This window comes from Variovorax sp. LjRoot290 (assembly GCF_964253985.1).
In the GTDB taxonomy this organism is placed as follows: domain Bacteria; phylum Pseudomonadota; class Gammaproteobacteria; order Burkholderiales; family Burkholderiaceae_C; genus Variovorax.
Map to the genome: position 1 here is coordinate 5181575 of NZ_CAXURW020000001.1, position 26149 is coordinate 5207723.

Annotated in this window: 23 protein-coding genes; 6 read left to right on the forward strand and 17 right to left on the reverse strand. The window is 69.1% G+C overall.

Annotated elements, in window-relative coordinates; translation table 11 throughout:
- Positions 1 to 3: 3 nt before the first annotated feature.
- The 3 genes from ACSQ9A_RS25605 to ACSQ9A_RS25615 all read right to left on the reverse strand — a co-directional run bounded on the left by ACSQ9A_RS25605 (position 4) and on the right by ACSQ9A_RS25615 (position 2638).
- A complete protein-coding gene (locus ACSQ9A_RS25605) occupies positions 4 to 1032 on the reverse strand; it encodes an MBL fold metallo-hydrolase (RefSeq protein ID WP_436305730.1) in 1029 nt (342 codons plus the stop codon).
- Between the two features lie 66 nt (positions 1033 to 1098).
- Positions 1099 to 1470 (reverse strand): DUF4148 domain-containing protein, encoded by a 372-nt coding sequence (locus ACSQ9A_RS25610; RefSeq protein WP_436306362.1) that lies wholly within the window; start codon positions 1468 to 1470, stop codon positions 1099 to 1101.
- Between the two features lie 214 nt (positions 1471 to 1684).
- Positions 1685 to 2638, reverse strand: a complete 954-nt coding sequence (locus ACSQ9A_RS25615; protein WP_436305731.1) for a LysR substrate-binding domain-containing protein — start codon at positions 2636 to 2638, stop codon at positions 1685 to 1687.
- A 99-nt stretch (positions 2639 to 2737) separates the two neighbouring features.
- On the opposite strand from ACSQ9A_RS25615, the gene ACSQ9A_RS25620 reads away from it, so the two are divergent.
- The 4 genes from ACSQ9A_RS25620 to ACSQ9A_RS25635 are packed head-to-tail and all read left to right on the forward strand — an operon-like array spanning position 2738 to position 6701.
- Entirely contained in the window at positions 2738 to 3115 is a 378-nt protein-coding gene (locus ACSQ9A_RS25620; RefSeq protein ID WP_436305732.1) for a c-type cytochrome, read from the forward strand.
- Positions 3066 to 3974 (forward strand): SDR family oxidoreductase, encoded by a 909-nt coding sequence (locus ACSQ9A_RS25625; RefSeq protein WP_436305733.1) that lies wholly within the window; start codon positions 3066 to 3068, stop codon positions 3972 to 3974. Before ACSQ9A_RS25620 ends, ACSQ9A_RS25625 begins: the two co-directional genes overlap by 50 nt.
- Positions 3971 to 4444 carry a (2Fe-2S)-binding protein gene (locus ACSQ9A_RS25630; protein ID WP_436305734.1) on the forward strand — a complete coding sequence of 158 codons (474 nt, stop codon included), beginning with the start codon at positions 3971 to 3973 and terminating at the stop codon, positions 4442 to 4444. Before ACSQ9A_RS25625 ends, ACSQ9A_RS25630 begins: the two co-directional genes overlap by 4 nt.
- Positions 4445 to 4454: 10 nt before the next feature.
- The gene (locus tag ACSQ9A_RS25635; protein ID WP_436305735.1) at positions 4455 to 6701 is read left to right on the forward strand and encodes a molybdopterin cofactor-binding domain-containing protein; all 2247 of its coding nucleotides are present in this window, start codon (positions 4455 to 4457) and stop codon (positions 6699 to 6701) included.
- Positions 6702 to 6706: 5 nt separating this feature from the next.
- On the opposite strand, the gene ACSQ9A_RS25640 is transcribed toward ACSQ9A_RS25635, so the two are convergent.
- The 14 genes from ACSQ9A_RS25640 to kdpF all read right to left on the reverse strand — a co-directional run bounded on the left by ACSQ9A_RS25640 (position 6707) and on the right by kdpF (position 23573).
- Positions 6707 to 7912, reverse strand: a complete 1206-nt coding sequence (locus tag ACSQ9A_RS25640; protein ID WP_436305736.1) for an OmpA family protein — start codon at positions 7910 to 7912, stop codon at positions 6707 to 6709.
- Positions 7909 to 9519, reverse strand: coding sequence for a serine/threonine protein kinase (locus ACSQ9A_RS25645; RefSeq protein ID WP_436305737.1), 1611 nt, complete (start codon positions 9517 to 9519; stop codon positions 7909 to 7911). Before ACSQ9A_RS25645 ends, ACSQ9A_RS25640 begins: the two co-directional genes overlap by 4 nt.
- A 98-nt stretch (positions 9520 to 9617) precedes the next feature.
- The gene (locus ACSQ9A_RS25650) at positions 9618 to 10991 is read right to left on the reverse strand and encodes a sensor histidine kinase (protein ID WP_436305738.1); all 1374 of its coding nucleotides are present in this window, start codon (positions 10989 to 10991) and stop codon (positions 9618 to 9620) included.
- Entirely contained in the window at positions 10988 to 11647 is a 660-nt protein-coding gene (locus tag ACSQ9A_RS25655) for a response regulator (RefSeq protein ID WP_436305740.1), read from the reverse strand. Before ACSQ9A_RS25655 ends, ACSQ9A_RS25650 begins: the two co-directional genes overlap by 4 nt.
- A gap of 57 nt (positions 11648 to 11704) precedes the next feature.
- Positions 11705 to 13942: a molybdopterin cofactor-binding domain-containing protein gene (locus ACSQ9A_RS25660; RefSeq protein ID WP_436305741.1), complete on the reverse strand. Its 2238-nt coding sequence runs from the start codon at positions 13940 to 13942 to the stop codon at positions 11705 to 11707.
- Positions 13939 to 14436 carry a (2Fe-2S)-binding protein gene (locus tag ACSQ9A_RS25665; RefSeq protein ID WP_436305742.1) on the reverse strand — a complete coding sequence of 166 codons (498 nt, stop codon included), beginning with the start codon at positions 14434 to 14436 and terminating at the stop codon, positions 13939 to 13941. The genes ACSQ9A_RS25660 and ACSQ9A_RS25665 overlap by 4 nt, the downstream gene beginning before the upstream one ends.
- 62 nt (positions 14437 to 14498) lie before the next feature.
- On the reverse strand, positions 14499 to 15266 hold the full coding sequence (locus ACSQ9A_RS25670) for a pseudouridine synthase (RefSeq protein ID WP_436294010.1): 768 nt from the start codon (positions 15264 to 15266) through the stop codon (positions 14499 to 14501).
- Between the two features lie 10 nt (positions 15267 to 15276).
- Positions 15277 to 15969, reverse strand: coding sequence for a two-component system response regulator KdpE (gene kdpE / locus ACSQ9A_RS25675; RefSeq protein ID WP_436305743.1), 693 nt, complete (start codon positions 15967 to 15969; stop codon positions 15277 to 15279).
- Between the two features lie 3 nt (positions 15970 to 15972).
- Positions 15973 to 18732 carry a DUF4118 domain-containing protein gene (locus tag ACSQ9A_RS25680; protein ID WP_436305744.1) on the reverse strand — a complete coding sequence of 920 codons (2760 nt, stop codon included), beginning with the start codon at positions 18730 to 18732 and terminating at the stop codon, positions 15973 to 15975.
- A 15-nt stretch (positions 18733 to 18747) separates the two neighbouring features.
- Positions 18748 to 18885 carry a hypothetical protein gene (locus tag ACSQ9A_RS25685; protein WP_170855629.1) on the reverse strand — a complete coding sequence of 46 codons (138 nt, stop codon included), beginning with the start codon at positions 18883 to 18885 and terminating at the stop codon, positions 18748 to 18750.
- A 16-nt stretch (positions 18886 to 18901) separates the two neighbouring features.
- Positions 18902 to 19474 carry a potassium-transporting ATPase subunit KdpC gene (gene kdpC / locus ACSQ9A_RS25690; RefSeq protein WP_436305745.1) on the reverse strand — a complete coding sequence of 191 codons (573 nt, stop codon included), beginning with the start codon at positions 19472 to 19474 and terminating at the stop codon, positions 18902 to 18904.
- A 16-nt stretch (positions 19475 to 19490) separates the two neighbouring features.
- Positions 19491 to 21659 (reverse strand): potassium-transporting ATPase subunit KdpB, encoded by a 2169-nt coding sequence (gene kdpB / locus ACSQ9A_RS25695; protein ID WP_436305746.1) that lies wholly within the window; start codon positions 21657 to 21659, stop codon positions 19491 to 19493.
- A gap of 11 nt (positions 21660 to 21670) precedes the next feature.
- On the reverse strand, positions 21671 to 23473 hold the full coding sequence (kdpA, locus tag ACSQ9A_RS25700; RefSeq protein WP_436305747.1) for a potassium-transporting ATPase subunit KdpA: 1803 nt from the start codon (positions 23471 to 23473) through the stop codon (positions 21671 to 21673).
- Position 23474: 1 nt separating this feature from the next.
- Positions 23475 to 23573, reverse strand: coding sequence for a K(+)-transporting ATPase subunit F (gene kdpF / locus ACSQ9A_RS25705; protein WP_436294005.1), 99 nt, complete (start codon positions 23571 to 23573; stop codon positions 23475 to 23477).
- 272 nt (positions 23574 to 23845) lie between these two features.
- Between kdpF and ACSQ9A_RS25710 the strand changes: the two genes are divergently transcribed.
- Both ACSQ9A_RS25710 and ACSQ9A_RS25715 read left to right on the forward strand, forming a co-directional pair.
- Positions 23846 to 25720 carry a potassium transporter Kup gene (locus tag ACSQ9A_RS25710; protein ID WP_436305748.1) on the forward strand — a complete coding sequence of 625 codons (1875 nt, stop codon included), beginning with the start codon at positions 23846 to 23848 and terminating at the stop codon, positions 25718 to 25720.
- Between the two features lie 138 nt (positions 25721 to 25858).
- On the forward strand, positions 25859 to 26071 hold the full coding sequence (locus ACSQ9A_RS25715; RefSeq protein ID WP_126835705.1) for a hypothetical protein: 213 nt from the start codon (positions 25859 to 25861) through the stop codon (positions 26069 to 26071).
- Positions 26072 to 26149: the final 78 nt, after the last annotated feature.

Sequence of the window (26149 nt, forward strand, 5' to 3'; positions counted from 1 at the left end):
TCCTCAGTCGACCCGCGCCCACCAGGCGGTCACCACCGACGGCGCCTTCATGTCGACCGCCTGCCCGATCTGGGGTGTCATCAGGTCCACGCCGCGCGCCGCGGCGAGGGTGGCGATGCGCGCCAGCGGGTCGTGCCAGTCGTGCAGCGCCAGATCGAAGGTGCCGTTGTGCACCGGCAGCAGGCGCTTGCCGCGCAAGTCCAGATGGGCCTGCAAAGTCTCTTCGGGCTGCATGTGGACGCCGGACCATTGGCGGTCGTAGGCGCCGCACTCGATCAGCGTGACGTCGAAGGGCCCGTACTTCTCGCCGATCGCCTTGAAGCCGTCGAAGTAGCCGGTGTCGCCGCTGAAGAAGAGCCTGAACGATTCCGACTGGATGACCCACGAGGCCCACAGCGTGGGGTTGTCGCTGAACAGGCTGCGCCCCGAGAAATGCTGCGCCGGCGTCGCGACGAAGCGGATGCCGTCCACCGTGGTGGATTGCCACCAGTCCAGCTGCCGGACCTTGGCCGGATCCACGCCCCATTCGACGAGCAGGTCGCCGACGCCCAGCGGCGCCAGGAAGTGATCGACTCTTGCCGCCAGCTGCAGGATCGCGGCACGGTCCAGATGGTCGTAGTGGTCGTGCGACAGCACCACGCCCCTGATCGGCGGCAGCCCGTCGATCGAAATCGGCGGCGCATGAAAGCGCTTCGGCCCGGCCCACTGCACCGGCGAGGCGCGCTCGGAGAACACGGGGTCGGTCAACCAGAAGGCGCCTTGCAGCTTCATGAGCACGGTCGAGTGCCCGAGGCGCACCAGCGTCTGGTCAGGCGCGGCCAGCAGCTGCTCGCGCGTAAGGCTGGCCACGGGCAAGGGCGCGGCAGGCGAGGCCTCGGCCGGCTTGTCGAACATGAAGCGCCAGAGGACCCTGGGCATCTCGCGCCAGCCGACGGTCTGGGGCGTCACGGGGTTGCGAAAACTGCCGTCGCGGAACTGCGGCGATTCGGGATAGCGGGCGGTCCCGCAGGCGCTCAATCCGAGGGTGGTCATGAAGGCAATCACAATGAAAAGCAGCGCGGCCGCAAGCGGCCGCGTTCGGTGGACGGGCGGCGCCAATCAGAGCCTGCTCGCGCCGGCCGCGGTGCGCCGGTCCATCGGATTGCGCATCGTCGAGATCACCTTGCTGTTCACGCGCGAACCGGAGGACACGTTCTGGTCCGGCGCGTAGGCTGCGCGCATCGCTTCCTGGGCCACGGCGGAACGGTCGGCGACCGCCTTGAAGGGTTCCGCGCCGCGCGAGCCGCGCACCACGTTCTGATTGGGCGCGACGGCGCTGCGAACCGCTTCCGCGTCCACATCGGCGCGGCTCAGGGCCGACACGTGGCTGTGCACGCCGTCATAGCTTTCGGCCTGGGCGGCGACCGAGCCCAGCGCGGCAAGGGCGCTGAAAGTGGTGACGGCGAGAAACTTCAGGGAGGCTGCTTGCATGGTGATGAACTCCAAGACTGGGATGACCGGCAGGTCTCGCGCCGCATGCGACATGCATCGCGGCTGACCTGGGCTTCACTCTAGGCAGGCAGATTGAGCCGATCGTTAGCGAAGAGTTAGGCGAGAGTTAGGCGAGTCCACCCCACCACCGCTTCAGCCGGCGCAGCAGCTGAGCCGGGCGCTCGCCTTTGCCGACGCCGGCAAGTTGGTCGAGTTAGTGCGCGCGCTGCATGCTCAATGCCGCCTTGAGCGCGGCAAGATTGTGTTCCGTGCAGGACGTGCGCCGGCTGACGTACTCGATCAGCGCCTTCAGTTTCGAAGGCTGGTCGTGCCTGCTGGGGTAGTACAGGTAAAAGCCAGGGAACGTCGGCGAGAACGAAGTCAATACGCGCTTCAGGCGCTTGGCTCGGATGTAGGGCCGCGCCAGCTGCTCGAAGGTGTAGGCCAATCCGACGCCTTCGAGCGCAGCTTCCAGGCCGAACATCGTGTCGCTGATGGTGAGGTTGCCCGTGATCTCGTAGTCCACCGGGCGACCGTCCACCTCGAATTCCCATTTGTAGATTGCACCTGTGGCCGCAAAGCGAAAGCGCACGCAGTTGTGACGCACAAGGTCATTCGGATGACGAGGCGCGGGAATCCGCCGCAGGTACTCCGGTGACGCAACCACCGCGACGGCGACCGGTCCGCCGATGGGCACTGCGACCATGTCCCGGTGGATGCTCTCGCCAAAACGGATTCCAGCGTCGAAACCTTTCTCGACGATGTCTACGAAGCCCTCATCGTTGGTGAGTTCAAGCTGAACGTAGGGGTGCTCTTGGAGGAAGCCGGCCAGTATGGGTTGCAGGACCAGCGCGGTGGAAATCCGCGCGGCGTTCAGGCGCAATGTGCCGGCAGGCCGCCCCTGAAGGACGTGCAGTTCCTCCCCCGCATCGATGACTTGACCGAGGGCGGGGCCGATCCGGGCGAGGTAGGCCTGGCCGGCTTCAGTCAGGCTGACGCTTCGCGTGGTCCGATTCAGCAGGCGCACGCCCAACCGTGTCTCCAGCTGCCGGATAGCCTGGCTCAGGGCAGAAGGTGATACCTCCAGGTCCGCAGCAGCAGCGGTGAACCCGCGATGTTCTGCCACTTTCCAGAACGCCATCAATCCATCCAGTTGGCTGAGTTTCATACCTTGAAGCTTAGCTTCACAAGGCATTCAGCATTGACCACTTTTTCTTTTTTATGCCAGCTCCTAGAGTCGACCCACCCCATAGAGGATGAAACAGAAATGACGCAAGACTGGAAACAGCAACGCAGCACTGACCACGGCACGGCCACCCACAGTTCCTTGGCGGCCTCTCTCGTTGTGGTTCTGGGTATCTGTGTGAGCGTCGCGTGGCCGACCCGCGTAGTGGCCAGCCAGGCGCTGGCGCAGAAGTACGCGTGCGTCGCATGCCACCAGCCCACGGCCAAAGCGGTTGGCCCATCCTGGAAAGACATCGGGGCACGGTACGGCGAGGGAAAAGGAACTGCCGCACAGCTGGCTGCAAGCATCAAGGCCGGCAGCTCGGGAAAGTGGGGCGCGATGCCCATGCCGGCGCAAGCCCAGATCCCCGATGCCGATCTGCAGTCGCTTGCGCAATGGGCGCTCGACGGCGCCAAGTAATCACAAGGAACACATCATGCGCAAAGTCTGGTTCATCACCGGTGCGGGAAGCGGTATCGGTGCCGGCACTGTCAAGGCCGCATTGACGGCCGGTGATCGCGTCGTCGCCACCGGCAGGAACATGCAGAAACTGCGCAATGCCCTGCGCGACGTTGCGAGCGACGACCTGGAGATTCTCCAGCTGGACGTCTCCGATGAGGCGCAAGCATCGACTGCCGTCGACCAGGCGGTGAAAAGGTTCGGCCGCATCGACGTGGTGCTGAACAATGCCGGCTACAGCCTGCTTGGCAACTTCGAGGAGCTGAGCACGCAAGACATCGAGCGCCAGTTCGCAACCAATTTCTGGGGCGTGAGCAACGTGATGCGGGCAGCGCTGCCGGTCATGCGCAAGCAGCGCTCCGGTCACATCATCAACATGAGTTCCGTTGCCGGCGTTGTCGGGCTGAAGCACTGCAGCGCATACGGCGCGAGCAAGTTCGCCGTCGAGGGCCTTTCACTTGCGGTGGCCGAGGAAGTCGAGAAGTTCGGGATCAAGGTCACGGCTGTAGAGCCGGGCTTCTTCCGCACGGACCTGCTGGACGCGGCCAATGTCAAATGGCCGAGCGGCCGCATCGACGACTACGCTGCCGCGGAGCAAGGCGCCCAGGAGATGTGGTCCCCCTACGCTGGCCAGCAGCCGGGCGATCCCGAGAAGCTCGGCCAAGTCCTGGTGAAGCTCTCGGGCATGGCGATTCCGCCGCGGTTGTTCGTGGCGGGGGGTGACGCGATAGCAGTGGTTGCGCCGGCCGTGGAGGCTCGACTGAAGGCGGTGCACGCCCTCGAGGACCTTTCCACGTCGACCGACGGGAGCTTCCGATGAGCGCGCTCAACATCAACGGCCGTGAGCGCACGGTCGACGCCGACCCCGGCACCCCCATCCTCTGGGCCCTGCGCGACACGCTGGGCATGACCGGCACCAAGTTCGGTTGCGGCGCCGCGCTGTGCGGCGCCTGCACCGTGCATCTGGATGGCCAGGCCATCCGGTCGTGCGTCACGCCCATTTCCGCCGCCGAGGGCAAGAAGATCACCACCATCGAAGCAACGACCGATGGCAGCGACCGGGTCGGTGCAGCGGTACACACCGCATGGGTCAAGCACGACGTGGCGCAGTGCGGCTACTGCCAGAGCGGCCAGATCATGAGCGCGACGGCCTTCCTCAAATCGCTGCCTCGGGGCAAGCAGCCCAGCGCTGCGGAGATCGATTCGGCCATGGCCGGCAACATCTGCCGCTGCGGCACCTACGCCCGCATCCGCGCCGCGGTGGCCGATGCCGCCAAAACCCTCGCCTGAAGGAGGCGCCATGTTGCCCAACATCGACTATCGCGAACTGCCACGCGCCATGCAGCGCCTGATGGCCGGAGGCCCGGCCGACGAAGCCGCCACGCTGCCTCGCCGCAGCTTCCTGAAGCTGGCCGGTGCCGGCGGCCTGGCGCTCGGCGCCTTTCCTCACCTGGCAACGGCGCAGGCCAACGGCGCCGGCCAGGCGGCCAGCGCCCTCAAGCCGACGCAGCAGCCCTCGGCCTTCGTGCAGATCGCACCCAGCGGCGAAGTCGCGGTGACCATCAACCGGCTGGAGTTCGGCCAGGGTGTGCAGACCGGCTTGCCGATGATCCTGGCCGAGGAACTGGATGCGGACTGGCGCCTGGTGCGCAGCCGCAACGGCTCGAACGACGCCGCCTACCTCGACCCGGCCTTCGGCATTCACCTCACCGGCGGCTCGAATTCGATCAAGAACAGCTTCACGCAGTACCGCGAGCTCGGTGCGCGCGCCCGGGCCATGCTGCTGGCGGCGGCGGCGGCGCGCTGGAACGTCGACGCGGCCACGCTGCGCACGCAGGCCGGCACGGTGCTGGGCCCGGGTGGCCGCAGGCTGGGCTACGGCGAGCTGGCCGAAGCGGCCATGGCCCTGCCGGTGCCCGAGAAGGTCACGCTGAAGGACCCCAAGGACTTCCGCCTCATCGGCCGCCCCACCACGCGCCTGGACGCGCGCGCCAAGAGCAGCGGGCGCCAGGACTTCGGCATCGACGTCAAGCATCCCGGCCAGCTCACGGCGGTCGTCGCCCATCCGCCGGTGTTCGGTGCCCGCCTGGCCTCGGTGGACGACAGCGCGGCGCGTGCCATCAAGGGTGTGAAGGCCGTGCTGCGCGTGCCGCTGGACCGCGGTGCCGAAGGCGTGGCCGTGGTGGCCGACGGCTACTGGCCAGCCAAGCTGGGGCGCGACGCGCTGAAGCTTCAGTGGGACACGGCCGCCGTCGAGAAGGTGGACAGCGAAAAGCAACTGGCCCAGTACCGCGAGCTGGCGGCTCAGCCCGGTCCACGCAAGTTCGACGCCGACATGGCGCCGCTGGCCACGGCGCCCCGGCAACTGGAAGCCGAGTTCGTGTTTCCCTACCTGCCCCATGCGCCGATGGAGCCGCTGAACTGCACCGTCAAGCTGTCCGAAGGGCGCGCCGAGGTGTGGACCGGCTCCCAGTGCCCCGGTCTGGACGCTGCCGCGGTCGCGCGCGTGCTGGGCCTCAAGCCCGAGCAGGTGATGGTGCATGTGCAGATGGCGGGCGGCGGCTTCGGCCGGCGTTTCTCGAGCACGAGCGACTTCGTGGTCGAGGCCTGCGAGATCGCCAAGGCCGCGCGTGCCGCCGGCCTCAACGTGGCGGTGCGCCTGCTGTGGAGCCGCGAGGACGACATCAAGGGCGGCTACTACCGCCCCATGCACCTGCATCGCGCACGCATCGGCTTCGACGAGCGCGGCAAGGTCCTGGCCTGGGACCACGTCATCGTCGGCCAGTCCATCACCACGGGCTCGGTGTTCGAGCCCTTCCAGGTGAAGAACGGCATCGATGCCACGGCCACGGAGGGCATGCGTGATCCCTACGCGCTGCCGATGCGGCTGACCGTGCATCACCCCAAGCTCAACGTGCCGGTGCTGTGGTGGCGCAGCGTGGGTTCCACCCACACCGCCTTCGTGATGGAAACCCTGATCGACGAGATCGCCCGCAGCACGAAGCAGGACCCGGTGGCCTACCGGATGCAGCTCTTCGGAGACAAGCACCCCCGCCACCGCGCCGCGCTGCAGTTGGCTGTGGACAAGAGCGGCTACGGCAAGAAGCAAGTGCAGGACGGCCGTGCCTGGGGCGTGGCGGTGCATGAGTCCTTCGACTCCGTGGTGGCCTATGTGGTGGAAGCCTCCGTGCGGGACGGCCAGCCGGTGCTGCACCGGGTGACCAGCGGTGTGCACTGCAATCTGGCGGTCAACCCGCGCAGTGTGGAAGCCCAGGTGCAGGGCGCGGCGGCCATGGGTCTGTCGATGTGCCTGCCCGGCGGCGCCATCACATTGAAGGAGGGCGTTGTGCAACAGAGCAATTTCGGCGATTTCACCGTGGCCCGCATCACCCACATGCCGGAGTTCGATGTCCACATCGTGCCCAGCGCTGAGCCGCCCACCGGCATGGGCGAGCCCGGCCTGCCGCCGCTGGCCCCCGCGTTCGCCAATGCCGTTGCGCGACTGACCGGCAAGCCGCTGCGCCAGTTGCCTTTCGACCTGGCGTGACCGTATCAGCCGCAGCCCACGATCCTGAACTCGACCCGGCGGTCCAGCGCATCGACCGCATCGTCGGTGCCGCTGCCGATGATGTTCTCGCGAAAACCCTTGCCGCTGGGCGTGGTGCGCTCGCCCAGCACGGTGGATTCGCCGACCAGCCGCTGGCGGATGTAGCGCGCGCGCTGCATCGACAGCGTGTCGTTGAACGCCACCGAGCCGGTGCGGCTGGTATGGCCGACGATGTCCATGCAGACCCTGGCATCGGCGCTTGCCCTGGCGATCTCGCGCAGCCACATGGCGTAGGGGCTGCTGATCTTGGCGTCCGACCAGAACGCGGTGCCGCCCGGATTGAACAGGAACTTCACGCCGAGCTGCCGGTTGGCAATGCCGTAGGCGACGATCTTGCCGAAGGCCAGCTCGGCCTCGGCCGTGCGGCCCAGCTTCGCCGAACTCAGATAGATGCCGTTGAGCACGCGCAGCTGTTCGCCGTTGGACGTTGCGCCGGCGGCGCTGTACCGGGTCAGCGCCTCCTCATAGCGCTCGGCGTTGTAGTGCGTGGTGGCCTCCTTGATCACCGGTGCCACCGCGAGGCGCTCCAGGTAGTACGGATCGGCGCGCTGGCCGGGCGGCGTGGCGGTGGTGCGCACGTAGCTCTCGATGACCAGGTCCTTGGTGGGCACGGGCGTGTCGCGGTCGTAGGGCAGCGGCGTGTGGTCCAGGCCATCGTCGCGCGCCACGGCCGAGGACTGGGCGGCCACGATGCCGGTGGCCAGTTCGGTCAGCGCGAGATCGATGCGCAGCGGGCTGCGCGCCTCGCTCACCGACAGCCGCGTCATGGTGCCCGTGAGCAGGTAGCGGGCCTTGCCCAGGTTGGCGCTCTGGAAGGGCAGGATCTCGATCGCGTCGTACTTCGAGCCCAGCCGCTCGCCGACCCGCTCCTGCAGCAGTTGCGTGGCCACGGTCTGCTGCGCGCTGCCGGCATCGATCATCGGATCGAGCACCACGCCGCGCTTGGCGCCCATCCTGGCGATGAAGGCCGGCTGCTTCTGCGTCTGCACGACGAGGCCGTCAGTGACCTGCGCGACGGCCTGCTCGAAGGACAGTTCGCCCTTGGACGGAGCGGCAGGCGGCGCGGCGCAGCCGGCCAGCCCCCAGACGAGCAGCACGGCGCCGGACCCGAACACGGCCGGCAGCCAGCGAGCGAAGGTCGTGGTGATCATTCGCATCCCCTTCTCAGTAAGGCAGCCTCGCCGGGCGACAGGGGTTCGAGCGAGGCCCGTTGAAGAATCTCGGCGCACCGGTTGTCCTGCGGCACGGCTTCGGTCCGGGCGACCTGGGCCGGGGCCGGACGCGGGGCTTGCTCGAGCTCCGGCGCCGGCGCCGGTGCCCGCGCCTCGCGCCTCGCCTCACGCCGCGCCTCGCGTCGTATCTCGCGCCGCGCGGGGGGTGGTGGCTCGATGGACACGCTCGTCGTCGGCTGCGGCACCGGCTGGATGCCCAGCGCGCGCAGCGCGGCTTCAGCCGCGCCGGACGGCTCTTCCAGCGTGTCGAGCGGGGCCGGGGGCCATGCAGCGATCGCGCGCGTCGGTGCCTCCGGCGTCGCCCGCTGGGGACTGGCCGGCATCACGCGTGCCTGCACCGGTTTGGCCGGCGCGGGACTGGTCGCCACGGGACTCGCTTGCAGCGAACTCGCGGGCAGAGCCGCGAGCGAGGCCTGCGGCGCCGTGCGGATCGGATCGCCGAAGCGGGAATAGCCGGCCGCAGCCAAGCCGACCACCAGCACCGTCGCCGCCAGCGCGGCGATCTTGCCCTTGCTGCCGCGCCGCTTCGACGGGCGCGGCGCGGCGCGGGAAGCTCGCGCGCCATCACCGCCCAGCTGCGCCCAGAACTCGGCCACGCTCTGCGGACGGTTGTGCGGGTGCAGTGCCATCGCGGCGTCGATGGCGGCCAGGAAAGACACACTGTAGCGGCCGCGCGCGAGTTCGGACAGCGGCTGCAGCGGGGTGCCCATGAGGCGCTCGATCGAGGGGACCGGCGGCCGCCCGCTGATCGCCATGTACACCACGCTGGCCAGCGCGTACAGGTCGGTCCATGCGCCTTGCTTCATCGAGGCGCCGTCTCCGCACTGCTCGATCGGCGCGAAGCCGGGCTTGAACACCACCGTCGGCGAGGCCCCCATGCCGTCGATCACGCGACGCGCCGCGCCGAAATCCAGCAGCACCGGGCCGTCGTCGGTCAGCAGGATGTTGTCGGGCGCGATGTCGCGATGGAAGCAGCTCAGCGCGTGCATGGTGCCGAGCGCGTCCACCAGCGGACGCAGCCAGCCGAGGATTTCGTCCTCGTCGGGTGCGCGGCCCATCTCGGCCAGCGCGCGCGCAAGCGTGGGCCCCGCGTAGTACGGCATCGCCATGTAGGCCGTTGCGTTGCCTTCCCAGAAGTGCAGCACCCTGACCAGCGCCGGATGATCGAAGCGCGCCAGGATCCGCGCCTCGTTGACGAAACTGCGCAGGCCGATGCGAAAGCTGTCGCCATGGCGCTGCGACTTGAGCACCACCCCGGGCGAGGCGCTGGCGCGCGAAGCCAGGACGGCCGGCAGGTATTCCTTGATCGCGACATGCCGCTCGCGGACATGGTCCCAGGCCAGGTAGACGATGCCGAAGCCGCCCTCGCCGATCGGGCCGACGATCTCGTAGTCGAGCAGCCGTGTGCCCTCGGGCAGGATGTGCGCGCTGTCCCGGTTGGGGGCGTCCCAGGCCGGTGCCGGCGTGTCGTGTGCGCCCAAGCCCGTCACCGGGCCGGGCACGGTGCGCATGTCGAGTGTGATCACGGAGGACCCCCAGTCGTGAGCGCCCACTCTACTGCGCACGGAGTACGAAAGCATTCACCGGAAGCACTAGCCGAAAGGAGGCCCCGGACGCCAGGCCCCTATCCCGTCAGGTACACGCGCGCCACCAGCCCGGTGCCGCCCCGCGCGTCGTCGCTGCGGTTGCTCAGTGCAATGCGCAGGCCGTTGCGCAGCGCCGCGGTGCGCGCAATCGCGAGGCCGAGGCCGCTGCCGCCGGCGGAGGTGCCGGGCACGCGGAAGAAGCGGTCGAAGACGCGGGCCATGAATTCCTCCGGGATGCCGGGCCCGTTGTCCATCACGTCGACCACCGGCTGGCCCTGCACCTCGTGCAGCCGCACGTCGACCACGCCGCCTTCGGGCGCATGGCGCAGCGCGTTGTCGATCAGGTTGTCGAACACGCTGCGCAGCTCGGCTGCCGGGGCGCTGACCACGGGCGCCACCTCGCCGTCGAAGCCGACGTCGATGCGGCGCCGGTCGGCCACCACCATCAGCTGGCCCAGGCTTTCGCGCAGCAGCGCCGCAACGTCGACCTGCTCGGGCGCCGTGGCCGGCGCCGCGCTCTCCTGCCGCGACAGGCGCAGCAGCTGCTCGATCAGGTGCTGGGCGCGCGTGACGCCGGCCTCGAGCTGCCCGAAGCGCTCGGCCGCATCGCCGGGCGGCACGTGCGCGCGCAGGTTCTCGAGCTGCAGCCCGATGGCGGCGACCGGCGTGCGCAGCTCGTGCGCGGCGTCCTGCACGAAGCGCCGCTGCGTCGCGAAGGCTTCGCGCAAGCGGGCGAGCAAGCTGTTGAAGGCGCTCACCAGCGGCGCGATCTCGTCCGGCACGCGCGCAAGCGAGAGCTCCGACAGCCTGCGCTCGTCCTGCGCCGCCACCTCGCGCGCCACCGCGTGCAGCGAGTACGAGGTGAGCCACACCACGAGCCACAGTACCGCCAGCGAGACGGGCAAGAGCAGCACGATCGGCAAGGCCGCGAACAGGGCGCGGTGCTTCACCTCGTGGTGCAGGAAGCTGCCGCTCTGCGCGATCTGCACGCGGGATTGCCCGGCCCGCGTGCCCGGCGCCGCGGTGTAGACGCGCCAGACATCGTCGTGGCGGGTACCGGTGCGCACGTCGCGCAGCCCGGGCTCGGCTTGCAGCGGCACGGCCAGCTTCGGCCACGAGCTCGCGAGCAGGCGGCCGTCGGGGCTCCAGATCTGCACGATGAAGGCGCCCCACTTGAAGACGCTCTGGTCGCCGAGCGGCTGCAGGTCCGGCGTGCTGTCGTTGGCCGCATAGGAATTCGCCAGCAGCTGCATCTGGTCGTCCATGAAGGTATGGACCATGCGGCCGTAGCTCATGTACGAGGTCCAGGCCGCCGCGCCGGCCGCGATCAGGTGCAGCGACACCAGCCACAGCAGCAGCTTGCCGCGCAGCGAGCAGGGCATGTACCAGGGACGGGGATAGGCTTTCTTCATGCCGCCGCCACCCGCCATCCGAGCCCGCGCACGTTGCGGATCGCCTCGGGCCCGAGCTTGCGCCGCATGCCGTGGATCAGCACGTCGACCGCGTTGCTCGTGACTTCTTCGCCCCAGCCGTAGATGCGGTTTTCCAGCTGCTCGCGCGAGAGGATCGCGCCGGGCCGTTCCAGCAGCGCGTGCAGCAGCGCGAACTCGCGCGCCGTCAGCGCTTCGCGCGTGCCGTTGCGCAGCACCTCGCGCGTGGTCAGGTCCAGCTGCAGCCCGCCGCTGCCGATCACCGAATGCGCGGCGCCGTCGCGGCGCCGGATCACGGCGCGCATGCGCGCCAGCAGCTCGCGGAACTCGAAGGGCTTGAGCAGGTAGTCGTCGGCGCCGAGGTCCAGGCCCTGGATGCGGTCTTCCAGGCCGTCGCGCGCGGTGAGCACCAGGACCGGCGTGGTGTCGCCGCGCTCGCGGGCGCGGCGCAGCACCTCGGTGCCGTCCTGCTTGGGCAGCCCGAGATCGAGCAGCACGCAGGTGTAGCCGCCGTCGGCAAAGGCGCTCTGGGCCAGCGCGCCGTCGCGCACCCAGTCGACCGACCAGCCTCCACCCTCGAGCGCCTGCTGCAGGCTGCGCCCGATCATTTCATCGTCTTCCACCAGCAGTACACGCATTGCTTTTTCTCTCTGGCCGCGACGGTAGCACGGCCCTCCCGATCGTTTCGACAGGCCCTATGACGTCGTGGCCTTTGCGAGCCGCCGCGCCGAAGCGCTGGCTGCCAGCTGCGGCAGCACCGGCAGCGCGCGGATGCGCAGGCCGGTCAGCGCGAACAGCGCATTGCCGAGCGCCGGCGCCACCGGCGGCACGCCGGGCTCGCCCAGGCCGCCGAGCGGCCCCTCGCTGGCCAGGAAGTGGATGTCGAGCTCGGGCGGCACCTGCGCCATGCGCAGGATCGGGTAGTCGGTGAAGTTGCGCTGCTGCACGGCGCCGCCCTGCACGGTGATCTGCTCGCCGAGCGCCGCGCTCAGGCCCATGAGGATCGCGCCCTCGACCTGCTGGCGCGCCGTGTCCGGATGGATCACGCGGCCGCAATCGACCGCCGAGGTGATGCGGTGCACGCGCGGCACGCCCTCGTCCGACAGCGACAGCTCCAGCACGTGCGCCACGGCGGTGCCGAAGCTTTCCACCAGCGCGATGCCGCGGGCCCGCCCGGCCGGCGTCGCGCTGCGCCAGCCGGATCGCCGCGCGGCCTCGTCGAGCACGCGCGCGAGGCGCGAGCCGGCCGGCAGCAGCGCGCGGCGGTATTCGACGGGATCCTGCCGAGCGGCATGCGCGAGCTCGTCGATGAAGGTCTCGGTATAGAAGCCGTGCTGCGTGTGCGAGACGCTGCGCCAGGCGCCGGTGCGGATCGGGTGCGGGTGGTCCACCGCTTCGATCGACTGGTTCGCGATGGCGTAGGGAATCTCGAAGGCCTCGTTGCGGCCCGCGGTGTCGATGTAGCGCTGCTCCCAGCTCAGGGGCCGCCCGTCCGCGTCGAGCACCGCCTGCACGCGGCTGCTGAGCGCCGGCCGGTAGGCGCCCTGCGCGAAGTCTTCTTCGCGGCTCCAGATCATCTTGACCGGATGCGGACTGGCCTCGGCGGCCAGGCGCGCGATCTGCGGGATGTGGTTGGACATCTCCGGCAGCCCGTGGCGGCCGAAGGAGCCGCCGAGCGGCATCGGGTGCATCGTCACCCGCTCGAGCGGCAGGCCGGCGAGCTTTGCGAGTTCGCTGCGCGCCCACAACAGGTTCTGCGTGCCGCCCCAGTAGCTGAAGCGGCCTTCGGCCTGCTGCGCCGTGGCGTTCATCGGCTCCATGGCCGCATGGTGCAGAAAGGGCACCTGGTAGTGCGCATCGACGCGCCGCCGGCCGTCCACGGAGGCCTGCACCACGTTGCCGATCGCAACCCGGCTCTTGCCTTCGCCCTCCAGCGCCGCACGCTGGCCCGCGAACAGGCGTTCGCTGGAGAGACTCTCATCGCCGCCCTCGAAGCGCGGCCGCAGCGCCGCCAGCGCGCGGCGCGCGGTGGTGTAGCGCGTCGCGATCACCGCCACCGCATCGGGCAGCGAGACCACGCGCTCGACGCCGGCCATCGCGAGCGCCGGCGCGGGATCGACCGCCACCAGCCGGCCGCCGTGCCGCGGCGTCGCCAGCACCGCGGCATAGCGCATCTCGGGCAGGCGCACGTCGATGCCGTATTGCGCACTGCCGTCCACCTTGGCCGGGATGTCGAGCCGCGGCACGGAAGTGCCGACCAGCCGGTAGTCACCGGGCTGCTTGAAGCGCGGCTGCGACGGCAGCGGCAGCCGTGCTGCTTCTGCGGCCAGTTCGCCGTAGCGCAGGCTGCGGCCGCTGGCGGCGTGCAGCACCCGGCTGGCCGCCGTGCTCAGTTCGCCGGCGGGCACGCCCCAGCGCTGCGCCGCCGCCTCGACCAGCATCATGCGCGCCAGCGCGCCGGTGATGCGCATGCCGCTCTGGCCGGTGAAGCGCACGGCGGTGGAGCCGCCGGTGATCTGCAGCTTGATGAAGCCCGCGATGGTGCCGAAGGTGGTGTCGATGACGCCGTCGAACAGCGCCGGGATCTGCCGGTTCTGCAGCACCCAGCCGCGCGCCAGAAAGCGGTTGGCGAAACGCGCGTCGCCCGGCGCCGGCTCGGTGCGCACGCGCGGCCAGTCGGCGTCGAGCTCCTCGGCCAGCATCATCGCGAGAGCGGTGCCGACGCCCTGTCCCATGTCGGCGTGCGGCAGGTAGACGGTCACGCTGTCGTCCTCGCCGATCTTGACCCAGCCGGCCAGGATCGCTTCGCCGGGCGCCGCGGCCGAGGCCGGCAAGCCGCGGCCGCGGCCCATGGCCGCCATCCCGACATAGCCCAAGGCCAGCCCGCCGGCCGTCGCGGCGGCCGAGCCGATCAGCAGCGTGCGGCGCTTCATGCAAAGGCTCCGGCCGCCACCGCGTGGATGGCCTTGCGCACGCGCGGGTAGGTGCCGCAGCGGCAGATGTTGGTGATCGCGCCGTCGATCTGCTCGTCGGTCGGTTTCGGCGTGTGCGCCAGCAGCGCGGCAGCGGCCATCAGCATGCCGGACTGGCAGTAGCCGCATTGCGGCACCTGGTGGGCGATCCAGGCGCGCTGCAGCGGATGCAGCAGCGCCTTGCCGCTTCCGCCCTGCGCCGCCGCCAGGCCTTCGATGGTGAGAATCTGGTGCCCGGCCGCCGCGGCAACGGGCAGCGCGCAACTGCGCACGGCCTGGCCGTCGAGGTGCACCGTGCAGGCGCCGCAGGCCGCGACGCCGCAGCCGAATTTGACGCCGGTATGGCCGAGGTCCTCACGCAGCACCCACAGGAGCGGCTCCTCGGGCGCGACCGCCACGCGATGGCGCGTCCCGTTGACCTGGAGTTCGAGGGTGGCAGTGGATGGGGAATTCATGTGGGGCCCCTGCATGAAGGAGTCCCCGAGCCTAGGCCGCAAGTATTAGCGGCGCATTAGAGTCAGAAGCGCTCGTGCGGCCCCAGGTAGCGCCACAACCCCACCGGCAGGTTGCCCAGCACCACGCGGCCGATGCGGATGCGCTTCAGGCCCACGACCTTGAGCCCGACCAGCTCGCACATGCGCCGGATCTGGCGCTTCTTGCCTTCGGTGAGCACGAAGCGCAGCTGCTCGGGGTTCTGCCATTCGACCTGCGCCGGCTTGAGCGGCTGGCCGTCGAGCGCGAGGCCATGGCGCAGGCGCGCGAGCTGCTCGCGCGGAAAGGCGGCCTGAGAATTCTGAGCGACCGGCCCGTAGGAAACGCGCACCAGGTATTCCTTCTCGATCTCCGAGTCCTCGCCGATCAGCTGACGCGCCACGCGGCCGTCCTGCGTGAGCACCAGGAGGCCCACCGAATCGATGTCGAGCCGGCCGGCTGGCGCCAGGCCGCGCAGCTGCGGCGGCGAGAAGCGGTGGCGGCTCGGGTCCTCGCGCCAGTGGGTGCGCGGGTTGATCAGCACCACGGCCGGCTCGTGCCCGTCCTCGGCCTGGCCGCTCACATAGCCCATCGGCTTGTTCAAGAGGATCGTGACCTGTTGCTGCTGCTGGTTCTGCGCCTTCCTGTCGACCTCGATGCGGTCGGCCGGCCCCACCTTGACGCCCATCTCGGCCACCTGGCCGTTGACCTTGACCCAGCCCTGCGCGATCCAGTCGTCGGCTTCGCGGCGCGAGCACAGGCCGAGTTCGGCCATGCGTTTGTTGAGGCGTGAAAGTACAGGCGCGTCGGTCATCCGGCGATTGTCACGGCATCAAGCGGTAACCCACCGCGGTCTCCGTCAGCAGGTGCCGTGGCTGCGCCGGGTCGGCCTCGAGCTTCTGCCGCAGATGGCCCATGTAGATGCGCAGGTAGTGGCTCTGCTCGCCGTGCGACGGGCCCCACACCTCGCGCAGCAGCTGGCGCTGCGTGAGCACGCGGCCGGCGTTGGCGACCAGCACCGAGAGCAGCCGGTATTCGGTGGGCGTGAGGTGCACCTCGGCGCCGGCGCGCCGCACCAGCCGCGCCGTGCGGTCGACCTCGACCTCGCCGAAGCGGAACACCGGCTCGGGCTCTTCGGCGCCGCTTGCCGTGCGCGGCCGGCGCAGGTTGGCGCGCACGCGGGCCAGCAGCTCGCCGGTGCCGAAGGGTTTGGTCAGGTAGTCGTCGGCGCCGGCATCGAGCGCGGCGACCTTGTCGGCCTCGTCGGTGCGCGCCGAGAGCACGATGATCGGCACGCTCGACCAGCCGCGCACGTCGCGGATCAGCGAGACGCCGTCGCCGTCGGGCAGGCCGAGGTCGAGCACCAACAGGTCCGGCTGGCGCGTGCCGGCCGCCGCCAGGCCCTCGCGCAGCGTCGCGGCCTCGTGCACCTGCCAGCCCTCGGCCTCGAGCGCGCCGCGCACGAAGCGGCGGATCTGCGGCTCGTCCTCGATCACGATGGCGGTGGGGTTGGGCATGGTTCAGGCGGCAAGGTCGCTCGACTCTGCCGGCTCGGGCGGTTCCCGGCGCGGCAGCGTGACGGTGAATTCTGCCCCGCCGCCGGCCGCGTTGGCCGCCGCGATCTCGCCGCCATGGGCGCTCACCACCGCCTTGCAGATCGCGAGGCCGAGGCCGACGCCCGGGGTGGCCGATTCGGCCTGGCCGCGCGTGAACTTGTCGAACAGCGTCTGCTCGCGGCCGTGGAGCGCGGCCGGCAGACCGGGGCCGTGGTCGCGCACGCTGAGCGCCAGCGCGCGCTCGGTGGCGCGCGCACCGACCTCGATCGGCGCCGCGCCGTACTTCACAGCGTTCTCGAGCAGGTTGACCAGCACGCGCTCGATCAGCACCGCATCGAACTCGACCAGCGGCAGCTCGGCCGGCAGCGCGGTCTGCACCGCCATGTCGCCGAGCGCGGGGCGCGCGGCGCGGATGGCCGAGCCCACCACCTCCTCCACCGACTGCCACTCGCGCCGGAGGTTGACCGTGCCGCCGGCGATGCCGCTTTCGAGCCGCGCCATGTCCAGCAGGTTGCTGACCAGCGCATGCAGCTGGTGCGCCTGCGCGACGATGGCGCGCGCGATATCGCGCTCGCGTTGATCGCCGGGCGCCGGCGGCAGCGCCTGCAGCGATTCGGCCAGCGCGATCAGCGCGGTGAGCGGCGTGCGCACGTCGTGCGAGATCGCGCCGAGCAGCGCATTGCGCAGGCGCTCCGATTCCATCTCGACCACCGCCTGCTGCGCCACGTCGACATAGTGCACCCGCTCCAGCGCGATCGCGATCTGCCGCGCCAGCGTGTCGAGCTGCTGCGCCTGCTCGGGGATCATCAGCCAGCGCGGCTGCGCGGGCTCGAGCGCGAGCACGCCGCGCACGCGCATCGGCGCCTTGAGCGGCACGTAATGCCAGGGCTGCGCGGCCAGCGTGGCGGTCGCGAGGCCGGCCGGCTGGCCTTGCCTGAAGGTCCAGTCGGCCACGCTGGCATCGAAACCGGGCGGTGGCTGGGTGGGCATCACCAGGCGGTCGGACGCGTCGGGCACCAGCACCAGCGCATGGCCGCCAAAGTGGCCCTGCACCGCGGCCGCGCCGAGCGCCACGACCTGGTTCGTTTCGAGCGCCGCCGAGAGCTCGCGCGTGAGCTCGAACAACGACTGCGCACGCCGCTCGCGGCTGGTCGAGACGCCGGCCGCGAAGCGCAGGCCCGCGGTAAGTTGCCCGACCAGCAGGCCAACGCCCAGCATGACGGCGAAGGTCACGACGTACTGCGCATCGCTGACTGCGAAGGAGAAGCGCGGCGAGACGAAGAAGAAGTCGAACGCCGCCACGTTGAGCGTCGCGGCGAAGGCCGCAGGCCCGCGCCCAAAACGCATCGCCACGCCGACCACGCCCAACAGGAACAGCATCACCATGTTGGCCAGCTCCAGCACGCCGACCAGCGGCGCGGCGAGCAGCGTGATCGCGACGCTGCTGGCGGCCGCCCAGGCATAGCCGGGCCAGCGCGCATGCGGACGATCGCTGTCCTCCACCTCGGGGTCGCCGCGCCGTCCGCCCGGACGCACCTGCGCGATGCGGCGCGAGCTGTCGGCGCGCGCGACCTCGACGATGTCGATGCCCGGCGCATGGCGCGCGAGCTCGCGCGTGAGCACGCGCTGCGGCCACCAGCGCTGCCAGCCCTGGGCCGGCTCGGCGCGGCCCACCACCAGCGTCGCGCAGTTGAGCCGCCGGGCCTGCGCGGCGAGCTCCTCGGCCACATCGACACCGGTCAGCACCGCCGTCTCCGCGCCCAGTTCCTCCGCCAGCTTGAGCACACCGAGGATGCGGTCGCGCTGCGGCGCATCGAGCCGCTGCAGGCGCGGGGTTTCGACGTAGGCCGCATGCCAGCGCACGTTGAGCTGGCCGGCCAGCCGCGCCGCGGTGCGCACGGTCTGGCCCGCACCCTCGTGCGGGCCGACGCAGGCAAGGAGCGCGCCCGAGGTGTTCCAGGCCGGCGGCCCGACCTCGCCTTCGCGGCCGGACTGCTCGATGCGCCAGCCGCGCACATCGTCTTCCACGTGCTCGGCGGTGCGGCGCAAGGCGATCTCGCGCAGCGCGATCAGGTTGCCCTTGCGAAAGAAGTTCTGCGCCGCGCGATCGGCCTGTTGCGGGATGTAGACCTTGCCGGCCGCGAGCCGCGCGGTGAGTTCGTCCGCGGTGACGTCGACCAGCACCACCTCGTCGGCCTCGTCGAGCACCGTGTCGGGCACGGTCTCGTGCACGCGCACGCCGGTGATCGCGCCGACCGTGCCGTTGAGGCTTTCCAGATGCTGGACGTTGAGCGCCGACCAGACCTCGATGCCCGCGGCCTGCAGTTCCTGCACGTCCTGCCAGCGCTTGGCATGGCGCGAACCCGGCGCGTTGGAATGCGCGAGCTCATCGACCAGCAGCACGGCCGGCTTGCGCGCGAGCGCGGCGTCGAGATCAAACTCGGCCAGCGTGCGGCCGCGGTAGGCCACGTCGCGCAGCGGCAGCGTTTCGAGACCGGCCAGGAGCGCCGCGGTCTCGCTGCGGCCATGCGTTTCGACCACCCCGATCACCACGTCGCGGCCGGCCGCGTGCTCGCTCTGCGCGGCGCTGAGCATGGCCCAGGTCTTGCCGACGCCGGCGCTGGCGCCAAAGTAGATGCGCAGCTTGCCGCGCTGGGCGCGCTCCTCGTCGGCACGCAGCTGGGCCAGCAGTGCGTCGGGGTCGGGGCGGGCGATTTCGTTCATGCGATGCATTGCAGGTTATCGCATCGGCCGCTCCTTGCGCCGATCGCGACGGGCGTGCCGCCGCGCGGTGCGCGACACCATGAACCACGCGAAGCCCATCGGGATGAAGAAGGCTGCGAGGGCGCACAGCGCATGGAGCAGCTCATCGGGCATGGCAGGCGCTCCTTGCTCAGCGTGCGGCGTCGAGCGCCAGGTTGAGCGCGAGCACGTTCACGCGCGCTTCGCCGAGCAGGCCCAGGAGCGGCGTTTCGGTGTGGTCCTCGATCAGCCGGGCCACATGGTCGGCCGGCATGCCGCGCAGGCGCGCCACGCGCGTCGCCTGGTAGCGGGCCGCCGCCGGGCTGATGTGCGGGTCGAGCCCGCTGGCCGAGGCCGTGACCAGATCCACCGGCACCGGCTGCGTGTTGCCCGGGTCGGCCGCGCGCAGTGCCTCGATGCGGCCCTTGACCGCCTCCGTCAGCGCGGGATTGAGCGGGCCCTGATTGGAGCCGCTCGATGCGCCCGCGTTGTAGGGCATCGGCGCGGTGGCCGAAGGGCGGCCCCAGAAGTGCTTGGGGTCGCTGAAGTTCTGCCCGATCAGCGTGGAGCCGACGGGCTTGCCGTCGCGCACGACCAGGCTGCCGGCGGCCTCAGCCGGGAACATCGCTTGCGCGGCGCCGGTCACGGCCAGCGGATAGACGAGGCCGGTGATCACGCTGAGCAGCACGAAGAGCACGAGCGCGGGACGAAGAATGGTTTTCATGATGATGGTGAGGTTCTCAGACGAGATGCACGGCGACCAGCAGCCAGTCGATGAGCTTGATGCCGATGAAGGGCACGACGAGCCCGCCCAGGCCGTAGATCGCGAGGTTGCGGCGCAGGAGCGCCGCGGCGCCCACCGGCCGGTAGCGCACGCCCTTCAGCGCTAGCGGGATCAGGAACACGATGACGAGCGCATTGAAGATCACCGCCGACAGGATGGCCGAGGACGGGCTCGCGAGCCGCATCACGTTGAGCGCACTGAGCTGCGGGTAGGTCGAGACGAAGATCGCCGGGATGATGGCGAAGTACTTCGCCACGTCGTTGGCGATCGAGAAGGTGGTGAGCGAGCCGCGCGTCATCAAGAGGGCCTTGCCGGTCTCGACCACTTCGAGCAGCTTGGTCGGGTTCGAGTCGAGGTCGACCATGTTGCCGGCCTCCTTGGCGGCCTGGGTGCCGGTGCCCATGGCCACGGCCACGTCGGCCTGCGCGAGCGCGGGTGCGTCGTTGGTGCCGTCGCCGGTCATCGCGACCAGGCGGCCTTCGGACTGGTACTTGCGGATCAGCGCCAGCTTGTCTTCGGGCGTGGCCTCTGCCAGGAAGTCGTCGACGCCGGCCTCGGCCGCGATCGCGGCGGCGGTGAGCTTGTTGTCGCCGGTGATCATCACGGTCTTGATGCCCATGCGGCGCAGTTCGGCGAAGCGCTCGCGGATGTCGGTCTTGACGATGTCCTTGAGCTCGACGATGCCGAGCACGCGCGAACCCTCGGCCACCGCCAGCGGCGTGCTGCCGCGGCGCGCGACCTCGTCGGCGGCGCGCAGCACTTCGGGCGCGATCGAGCCGCCGAGCGCTTCCACATGCCGGCGCACCGCGTCGACCGCGCCCTTGCGCAGCGGGATCGCATCGGTATCCAGGCTGTTCGGCGCCGCGGGCAGGTTGACGCCGCTCATGCGGGTCTGGGCCGTGAAGGGCACGAAGTGCGCGCCTTCGATGCTCCTGTCGTCGGTGCCGCCGCGGCGGGCCAGCTCGACGATGCTGCGGCCCTCGGGCGTTTCGTCGGGCAGTGAAGCGAGCAGAGCGATGCGCGCCAGCTTGTCCTGCGGGACGCCGGGCGAAGTCAGGAAAGCGCTGGCCTGACGGTTGCCGTGCGTGATGGTGCCGGTCTTGTCGAGCAGCAGCACGTCGACGTCGCCCGCGGCTTCCACCGCGCGGCCGGAGGTGGCGATCACGTTGGCCTGCATCATGCGGCTCATGCCGGCCACGCCGACCGCCGACAGCAGGCCGCCGATGGTGGTCGGGATCAGGCACACCAGCAGCGCGACCAGCGCGGTGAGCGACACCACGGTGCCCGCGCCCATCGCGTCGACGCTGAAGATCGAGTACGGCAGCAGCGTGACGGTGACCATCAGGAACACCAGCGTCAGCGCCACCAGCAGGATGGTGAGCGCGATCTCGTTCGGCGTCTTCTGGCGCTTGGCGGCTTCGACCATGCCGATCATGCGGTCGAGGAAGGACTCGCCCGGGTTGACCGTGATGCGCACCACCAGCCAGTCGGACAGCACGCGCGTGCCGCCGGTGACGGCCGAGAAGTCGCCGCCCGACTCGCGCACCACGGGAGCCGATTCGCCGGTGATCGCGCTCTCGTCGACCGAGGCCACGCCTTCGATCACCTCGCCGTCGAGCGGGATCACGTCGTGCGCCTCGACCAGCACCACGTCGCCGCGGCGCAGCTCCGGCGCCTGCAAGGGCAGCCACTTGCCGCCATGGAAAGGCTCGGTCATCTTCTTGGCCCAGGTGTCCTTGCGCAGGCCGCGCAGCGACGCGGCCTGCGCCTTGCTGCGGCCCTCGGCCAGCGCTTCCGCGAAGTTGGCGAAGAGCACCGTGAACCACAGCCAGATCGAGACCGCGAGCACGAAGGCCGGCGACATGCCCGTGTCTCCGGGGAAGCTCAACGCATGCACCCACAACAGCGTCGTGAGGATGCTGCCGATGTAGACGATGAACATCACCGGGTTGCGCCACTGCACGCGCGGGCTCAGCTTGGCGAAGGCGCCCCAGAGCGCGGGCGTGAGCAGCTCGGCATCGAAGAGCGAGAGCTGCTTTTTCTTCTTGGCAAGGGCCTTGGCTTCGGCCACGGCCGCCGCCTGGGCAGGCTCGCCCAGGGCAATGGGAGAAGGGTTCTTTTTCATGGTCTGCGGTCTCACTTCCAGAGCATCAGGTGCTCGACGACCGGGCCCAGCGCAAGTGCCGGCACATAGTTGAGCAAGCCGACCAGCAGCACGGTGCCGATCAGGAGCGCCACGAACAGCGGGCCATGCGTGGGCATGGTGCCGGCCGTGACCGGCAGGCGCTTCTTGGCCGCCAGCGAGCCCGCGATGGCGAGCACCGGCACGATCACGCCGAAGCGGCCGAACCACATCGCGACCGCGAGCAGCGCGTTGTAGAAGGGCGTGTTGGCCGACAGGCCGGCAAAGGCGCTGCCGTTGTTGTTGCCGGCCGAGGTCAGCGCGTAGAGGATCTCGGAGAAGCCGTGGGCGCCCGGGTTGGCGATGCCCGCCTTGCCGGCACCCGCGATCACGGCGACGGCCGTTCCGGCGAGCACCAGGATGGGCGTGACCAGGATCGCGATCGAGGTCAGCTTCATCTCGTGCACCTCGATCTTCTTGCCCAGGTATTCGGGCGTGCGGCCGATCATCAGGCCGGCGATGAACACCGCCAGCACCGCGAAGATCAGCATGCCGTAGAGGCCGGTGCCGACGCCGCCGAACACCACTTCGCCGAGCTGCATCAGCACCAGCGGCACCATGCCGCCCAGCGGGGTGAACGAGTCGTGCATCGAAATCACCGCGCCGCACGAAGCCGCGGTGGTGATGGCCGCGAACAGCGCCGAGGCGCTGATGCCGAAGCGCACTTCCTTGCCTTCCATGTTGCCGCCGGCCTGCAGCGCGCTGGCGGCCTGGTCGACGCCGAGCGGCGGCAAGAGGGGATTGCCGGCCTGCTCGGCCGGAATGACCGCGACCACCGCGAGCACGAACATCACGGTCATCGCGGCGAGGATGGCGAAGCCCTGCCGCTGGTCGCCGACCAGGCGGCCGAAGGCGAAGCACAGCGCCGCCGGGATCAGGAAGATCGCGATCATCTGCACGAAGTTCGCGAGCGCCGTGGGGTTTTCGTACGGGTGCGCCGAATTGGCGTTGAAGAAGCCGCCGCCGTTGGTGCCCAGCATCTTGATGGCTTCCTGCGAAGCGACCGGACCCATGGCCAGCGTCTGCGTGGCGGTGCTCGCGTCTTCCGCCACCGCGTTGCCCGAAGCGTCCTTGAGCGGCTGGCCGGCGGCGTCCAGCTTGGGGTTCTGGTAGGCGGTGGCCTCGAGGGTGGTGACCGTCTTGTAGGTGTCGAAGTTCTGGATCACGCCCTGGCCCACGAACACCATGGCGATCACGAACGAGATCGGCAGCAGCAGCCAGGCCGTGATGCGCGTCATGTCGACCCAGAAGTTGCCGACGAAGCCCTTGCCGTCCGTGCTGCGCGCCGCGAAGCCGCGCGCCAGCGCGAAGGCCACGGCGACGCCGGTGGCGGCCGAGAGGAAGTTCTGCACCGAGAGCCCCAGCATCTGCGTGAGGTAGCTCATGGTCGACTCACCGGCATAGCCCTGCCAGTTGGTGTTGGAGACGAAGCTCACCGCGGTGTTGAAGGCCGAGTCGGGCGACACGGCGCCCATGCCGGCCGGGTTGAGCGGCAGCACGGCCTGCAGCCGCTGCAGGCCATAGACGGCGAGCGCACCGATGGCATTGAAGGCCAGCAAGCCCAGCGCATAGCTGCGCCAGTGCATCGATTGCTCGGGCGAAACGCCGGCAAGCTTGTAGAGCGGCGCCTCGGCGCGCTGCATCCAGCGCGGCAGGCGGCCGTCGCACAGCGCCGCCAGGTAGCGGCCGAGCGGCCAGGCGAGCACGCCCAGCACGATGAGAAAGAGGCCCAGCAGGGTCCAGGCGGAGGCGTCCATCTCAGAATTCCTCGGCGCAGATCAGCGCGAACACCAGGTAGGCGAACAGGATCACGGCGACGAGGCCCGCGAATCCATAGAGAGCATCGAGGCCGATCACGTGCGCTCTCCCTTGGGTGCGTCAAGCTTGCACAGCCCGACCACGGCCTCGGCCATCACGACCCAAAGCACCGCAATGGCGGCAATCCATACGAAGTCCATTCACCACTCCTGCATCGAGAAACAATGCAGTCAGTGTCCGCACGGTTGCATAAAAGCGGGAAACAGAGTGCGCTGGGAGGCGTAAAGAAAGCATAAAAATCGCAAGCCCCCACCAGCGCATGCCGAGCGCTCGCCTATAACCGCAGTCTCGACAACAAACGGTATCTGCGCATGCATCCACCTCGGCAAGGTCTTGGAATTCTCACGCTGAGCGCGCTGGGGGTCGTCTATGGCGACATCGGGACGAGCCCGCTGTACACCATGAAGGAGGTCTTCAACCCGGCCCATTCGCTCGCCCTCAATGCTGCGAACGTCATCGGCGCCGTTTCGACGATCTTGTGGGCGCTGATGGTCGTCGTCACGCTCAAGTACGTGGTGCTGATCTTGCGTGCCCACAATCGGGGCGAAGGCGGAATCATGGCGCTGACCGCTCTCGCAGCCAAAGCGGCGGGGAGCACGCCCAAGCGTCACACGCTTCTCCTCCTGATTGGCGTGCTCGGCGCAGCACTCTTCTACGGCGACGCTGTCATCACGCCGGCAATATCCGTCCTGGGTGCGATGGAAGGCTTGGAAACCATCACGCCTGCGCTCAAACCGTATGTGCTGCCCATCTCGACGGCTGTCATCATCGGATTGTTTCTTGGGCAGCGCTTTGGCACCGCGGCAGTAGGCAAGCTGTTCGGCCCCATCGTCGTCGTGTGGTTCGCCGTGCTCGCTATCACCGGTGTGGCGCAAATCGTCGAGCATCCGGCCATCCTGGCGGCCCTCAATCCGTTGCGGGCCATTGAATTCATGCAGGCGCGCGGGTGGCACCTGTTCGTCGTCATGGGTGCAATCGTCCTGGCGCTGACGGGTGCCGAGGCCCTTTACGCGGATATGGGCCACTTCGGCAAGAAGCCGATTCGCTTGGCCTGGAACACCTTCGTACTTCCGGCCCTGGCGCTCAACTACATGGGACAAGGAGCCCTGCTCCTCAGCGATGCCAGCGCGCTCGAGAACCCATTCTTTCGGCTCTTTCCGACGTTCTTGCTGATTCCCGCCGTCGTGCTCGCGACGATGGCCTCGGTGATCGCATCGCAAGCCACGATCTCCGGAGCCTATTCGCTGACCAAGCAGGCCGTCCAGTTGGGCCTGCTTCCACGAATGCAGGTGCTGCACACCTCAGAGAAGGAAGTCGGGCAGATCTACGTGCCTTTCGTCAACTGGGTCGTGATGGTTGCGGTACTGCTCGCGATGGTGGGCTTCGGAAGTTCTTCTGCGCTCGCGTCCGCATATGGAATTGCGGTCACGGTAACGATGTTCATCACGACCTTGCTCACCTTCTTTGTTGTTCGGCATGCGTGGGGGTATCCACTGCCGCTTGCTTGGGCAGCGACCGGAGCATTTCTGTTGGTCGATGCTGTGCTCGTGATTTCGTGTGCGCTCAAGTTCTGGCAGGGCGGTTGGTTTCCGATCGTCCTCGGCAGCGCCATATTCGCGATCATGGCGACCTGGCGGCGTGGCCGCGAACTCCTGATCGAGCACATTCAAAAAGACGACCCGGACCTGTTGCCCTTCATCACGGAGCTGGCAGCCGACGAACATGTGCGCCGCACTCCCAGAACTGCGGTCTATGCCGTGGCCAATCCGGACACGGTGCCACAGGCCCTTCTGCACAACATCAAGCACTACCAGGTGCTGCACGAGCAGAACGTGATCCTCACCGTGCGCTTTCAGGAGGTGCCGTGGGTGCCAGAGGAAGAACGCCTGCAAGTGGAGCCCCTGGTCGATGGATTCTGGAGAGTGCGAGTGAACTACGGTTTCAAGGACGAGCCCGACGTGCCGCGCGCATTGCGCCTGTGCATGCGCGAGGGGCTCAAGGTCGACGAGGCCGCGATTTCATACTTCCTCAGTCGTGAGATCGTGATTCCGACGCGCGGACCCGGAATGGCCCATTGGCGCGAAGCTCTGTTTGCCACGATGTCGCGCAATGCCGGCAGCGTGGGGGATTTCTTTCGACTCCCCCACAACGCTGTGGTCGAACTGGGGACGCGAGTGCAAATATGAATGAAGGCACTGCCCCGTGCGTATTGCACACATGCGCGGGCTTTTTGCGACCTCGGGTGTCTTCCTGTGAATTCGTTGCTAGCGATTCGTCCTCTCACTGCGTACAACCCGACGCATGGATTGAAAGATGAGGACACCATGGACACGGAAGCCATTGCACTGATCGTCGACGAGCCGATCGCCGGCCATTTCTACTGGGTGCTGCAGAAGCAGGACGGCTCGGACTGCCGCCCCGTCGATGCCGCCGAAGGGCCGATGCCGACCTACGGCGCGGCGATGATGGCCGGCATCGCGGCGCTGCAGCGCCGCAGCGATGCGCGCACCAACCCCGGCGCGCAGACCCTGCACTGAGCCCCGGCTTCCCGCGCCCCGCTCGCGGGAATTCGCGATTCGAGAAGGCAGCCATCTCGAATCGCGTACTCTTCGTTG

Excerpts from the sequence above, each read along its gene's own strand:
- ACSQ9A_RS25605 (WP_436305730.1), bottom strand. The coding sequence starts at position 1,032 with ATGACCACCCTCGGATTGAGCGCCTGCGGGACCGCCCGCTATCCCGAA.
- ACSQ9A_RS25610 (WP_436306362.1), bottom strand. The coding sequence starts at position 1,470 with ATGCAAGCAGCCTCCCTGAAGTTTCTCGCCGTCACCACTTTCAGCGCC.
- ACSQ9A_RS25615 (WP_436305731.1), bottom strand. The coding sequence starts at position 2,638 with ATGAAACTCAGCCAACTGGATGGATTGATGGCGTTCTGGAAAGTGGCA.
- ACSQ9A_RS25620 (WP_436305732.1), top strand. The coding sequence starts at position 2,738 with ATGACGCAAGACTGGAAACAGCAACGCAGCACTGACCACGGCACGGCC.
- ACSQ9A_RS25625 (WP_436305733.1), top strand. The coding sequence starts at position 3,066 with ATGCCGATCTGCAGTCGCTTGCGCAATGGGCGCTCGACGGCGCCAAGT.
- ACSQ9A_RS25630 (WP_436305734.1), top strand. The coding sequence starts at position 3,971 with ATGAGCGCGCTCAACATCAACGGCCGTGAGCGCACGGTCGACGCCGAC.
- ACSQ9A_RS25635 (WP_436305735.1), top strand. The coding sequence starts at position 4,455 with ATGTTGCCCAACATCGACTATCGCGAACTGCCACGCGCCATGCAGCGC.
- ACSQ9A_RS25640 (WP_436305736.1), bottom strand. The coding sequence starts at position 7,912 with ATGATCACCACGACCTTCGCTCGCTGGCTGCCGGCCGTGTTCGGGTCC.
- ACSQ9A_RS25650 (WP_436305738.1), bottom strand. The coding sequence starts at position 10,991 with ATGAAGAAAGCCTATCCCCGTCCCTGGTACATGCCCTGCTCGCTGCGC.
- ACSQ9A_RS25655 (WP_436305740.1), bottom strand. The coding sequence starts at position 11,647 with ATGCGTGTACTGCTGGTGGAAGACGATGAAATGATCGGGCGCAGCCTG.
- ACSQ9A_RS25660 (WP_436305741.1), bottom strand. The coding sequence starts at position 13,942 with ATGAAGCGCCGCACGCTGCTGATCGGCTCGGCCGCCGCGACGGCCGGC.
- ACSQ9A_RS25665 (WP_436305742.1), bottom strand. The coding sequence starts at position 14,436 with ATGAATTCCCCATCCACTGCCACCCTCGAACTCCAGGTCAACGGGACG.
- ACSQ9A_RS25670 (WP_436294010.1), bottom strand. The coding sequence starts at position 15,266 with ATGACCGACGCGCCTGTACTTTCACGCCTCAACAAACGCATGGCCGAA.
- kdpE (WP_436305743.1), bottom strand. The coding sequence starts at position 15,969 with ATGCCCAACCCCACCGCCATCGTGATCGAGGACGAGCCGCAGATCCGC.
- ACSQ9A_RS25680 (WP_436305744.1), bottom strand. The coding sequence starts at position 18,732 with ATGAACGAAATCGCCCGCCCCGACCCCGACGCACTGCTGGCCCAGCTG.
- ACSQ9A_RS25685 (WP_170855629.1), bottom strand. The coding sequence starts at position 18,885 with ATGCCCGATGAGCTGCTCCATGCGCTGTGCGCCCTCGCAGCCTTCTTC.
- kdpC (WP_436305745.1), bottom strand. The coding sequence starts at position 19,474 with ATGAAAACCATTCTTCGTCCCGCGCTCGTGCTCTTCGTGCTGCTCAGC.
- kdpB (WP_436305746.1), bottom strand. The coding sequence starts at position 21,659 with ATGAAAAAGAACCCTTCTCCCATTGCCCTGGGCGAGCCTGCCCAGGCG.
- kdpA (WP_436305747.1), bottom strand. The coding sequence starts at position 23,473 with ATGGACGCCTCCGCCTGGACCCTGCTGGGCCTCTTTCTCATCGTGCTG.
- ACSQ9A_RS25710 (WP_436305748.1), top strand. The coding sequence starts at position 23,846 with ATGCATCCACCTCGGCAAGGTCTTGGAATTCTCACGCTGAGCGCGCTG.
- ACSQ9A_RS25715 (WP_126835705.1), top strand. The coding sequence starts at position 25,859 with ATGGACACGGAAGCCATTGCACTGATCGTCGACGAGCCGATCGCCGGC.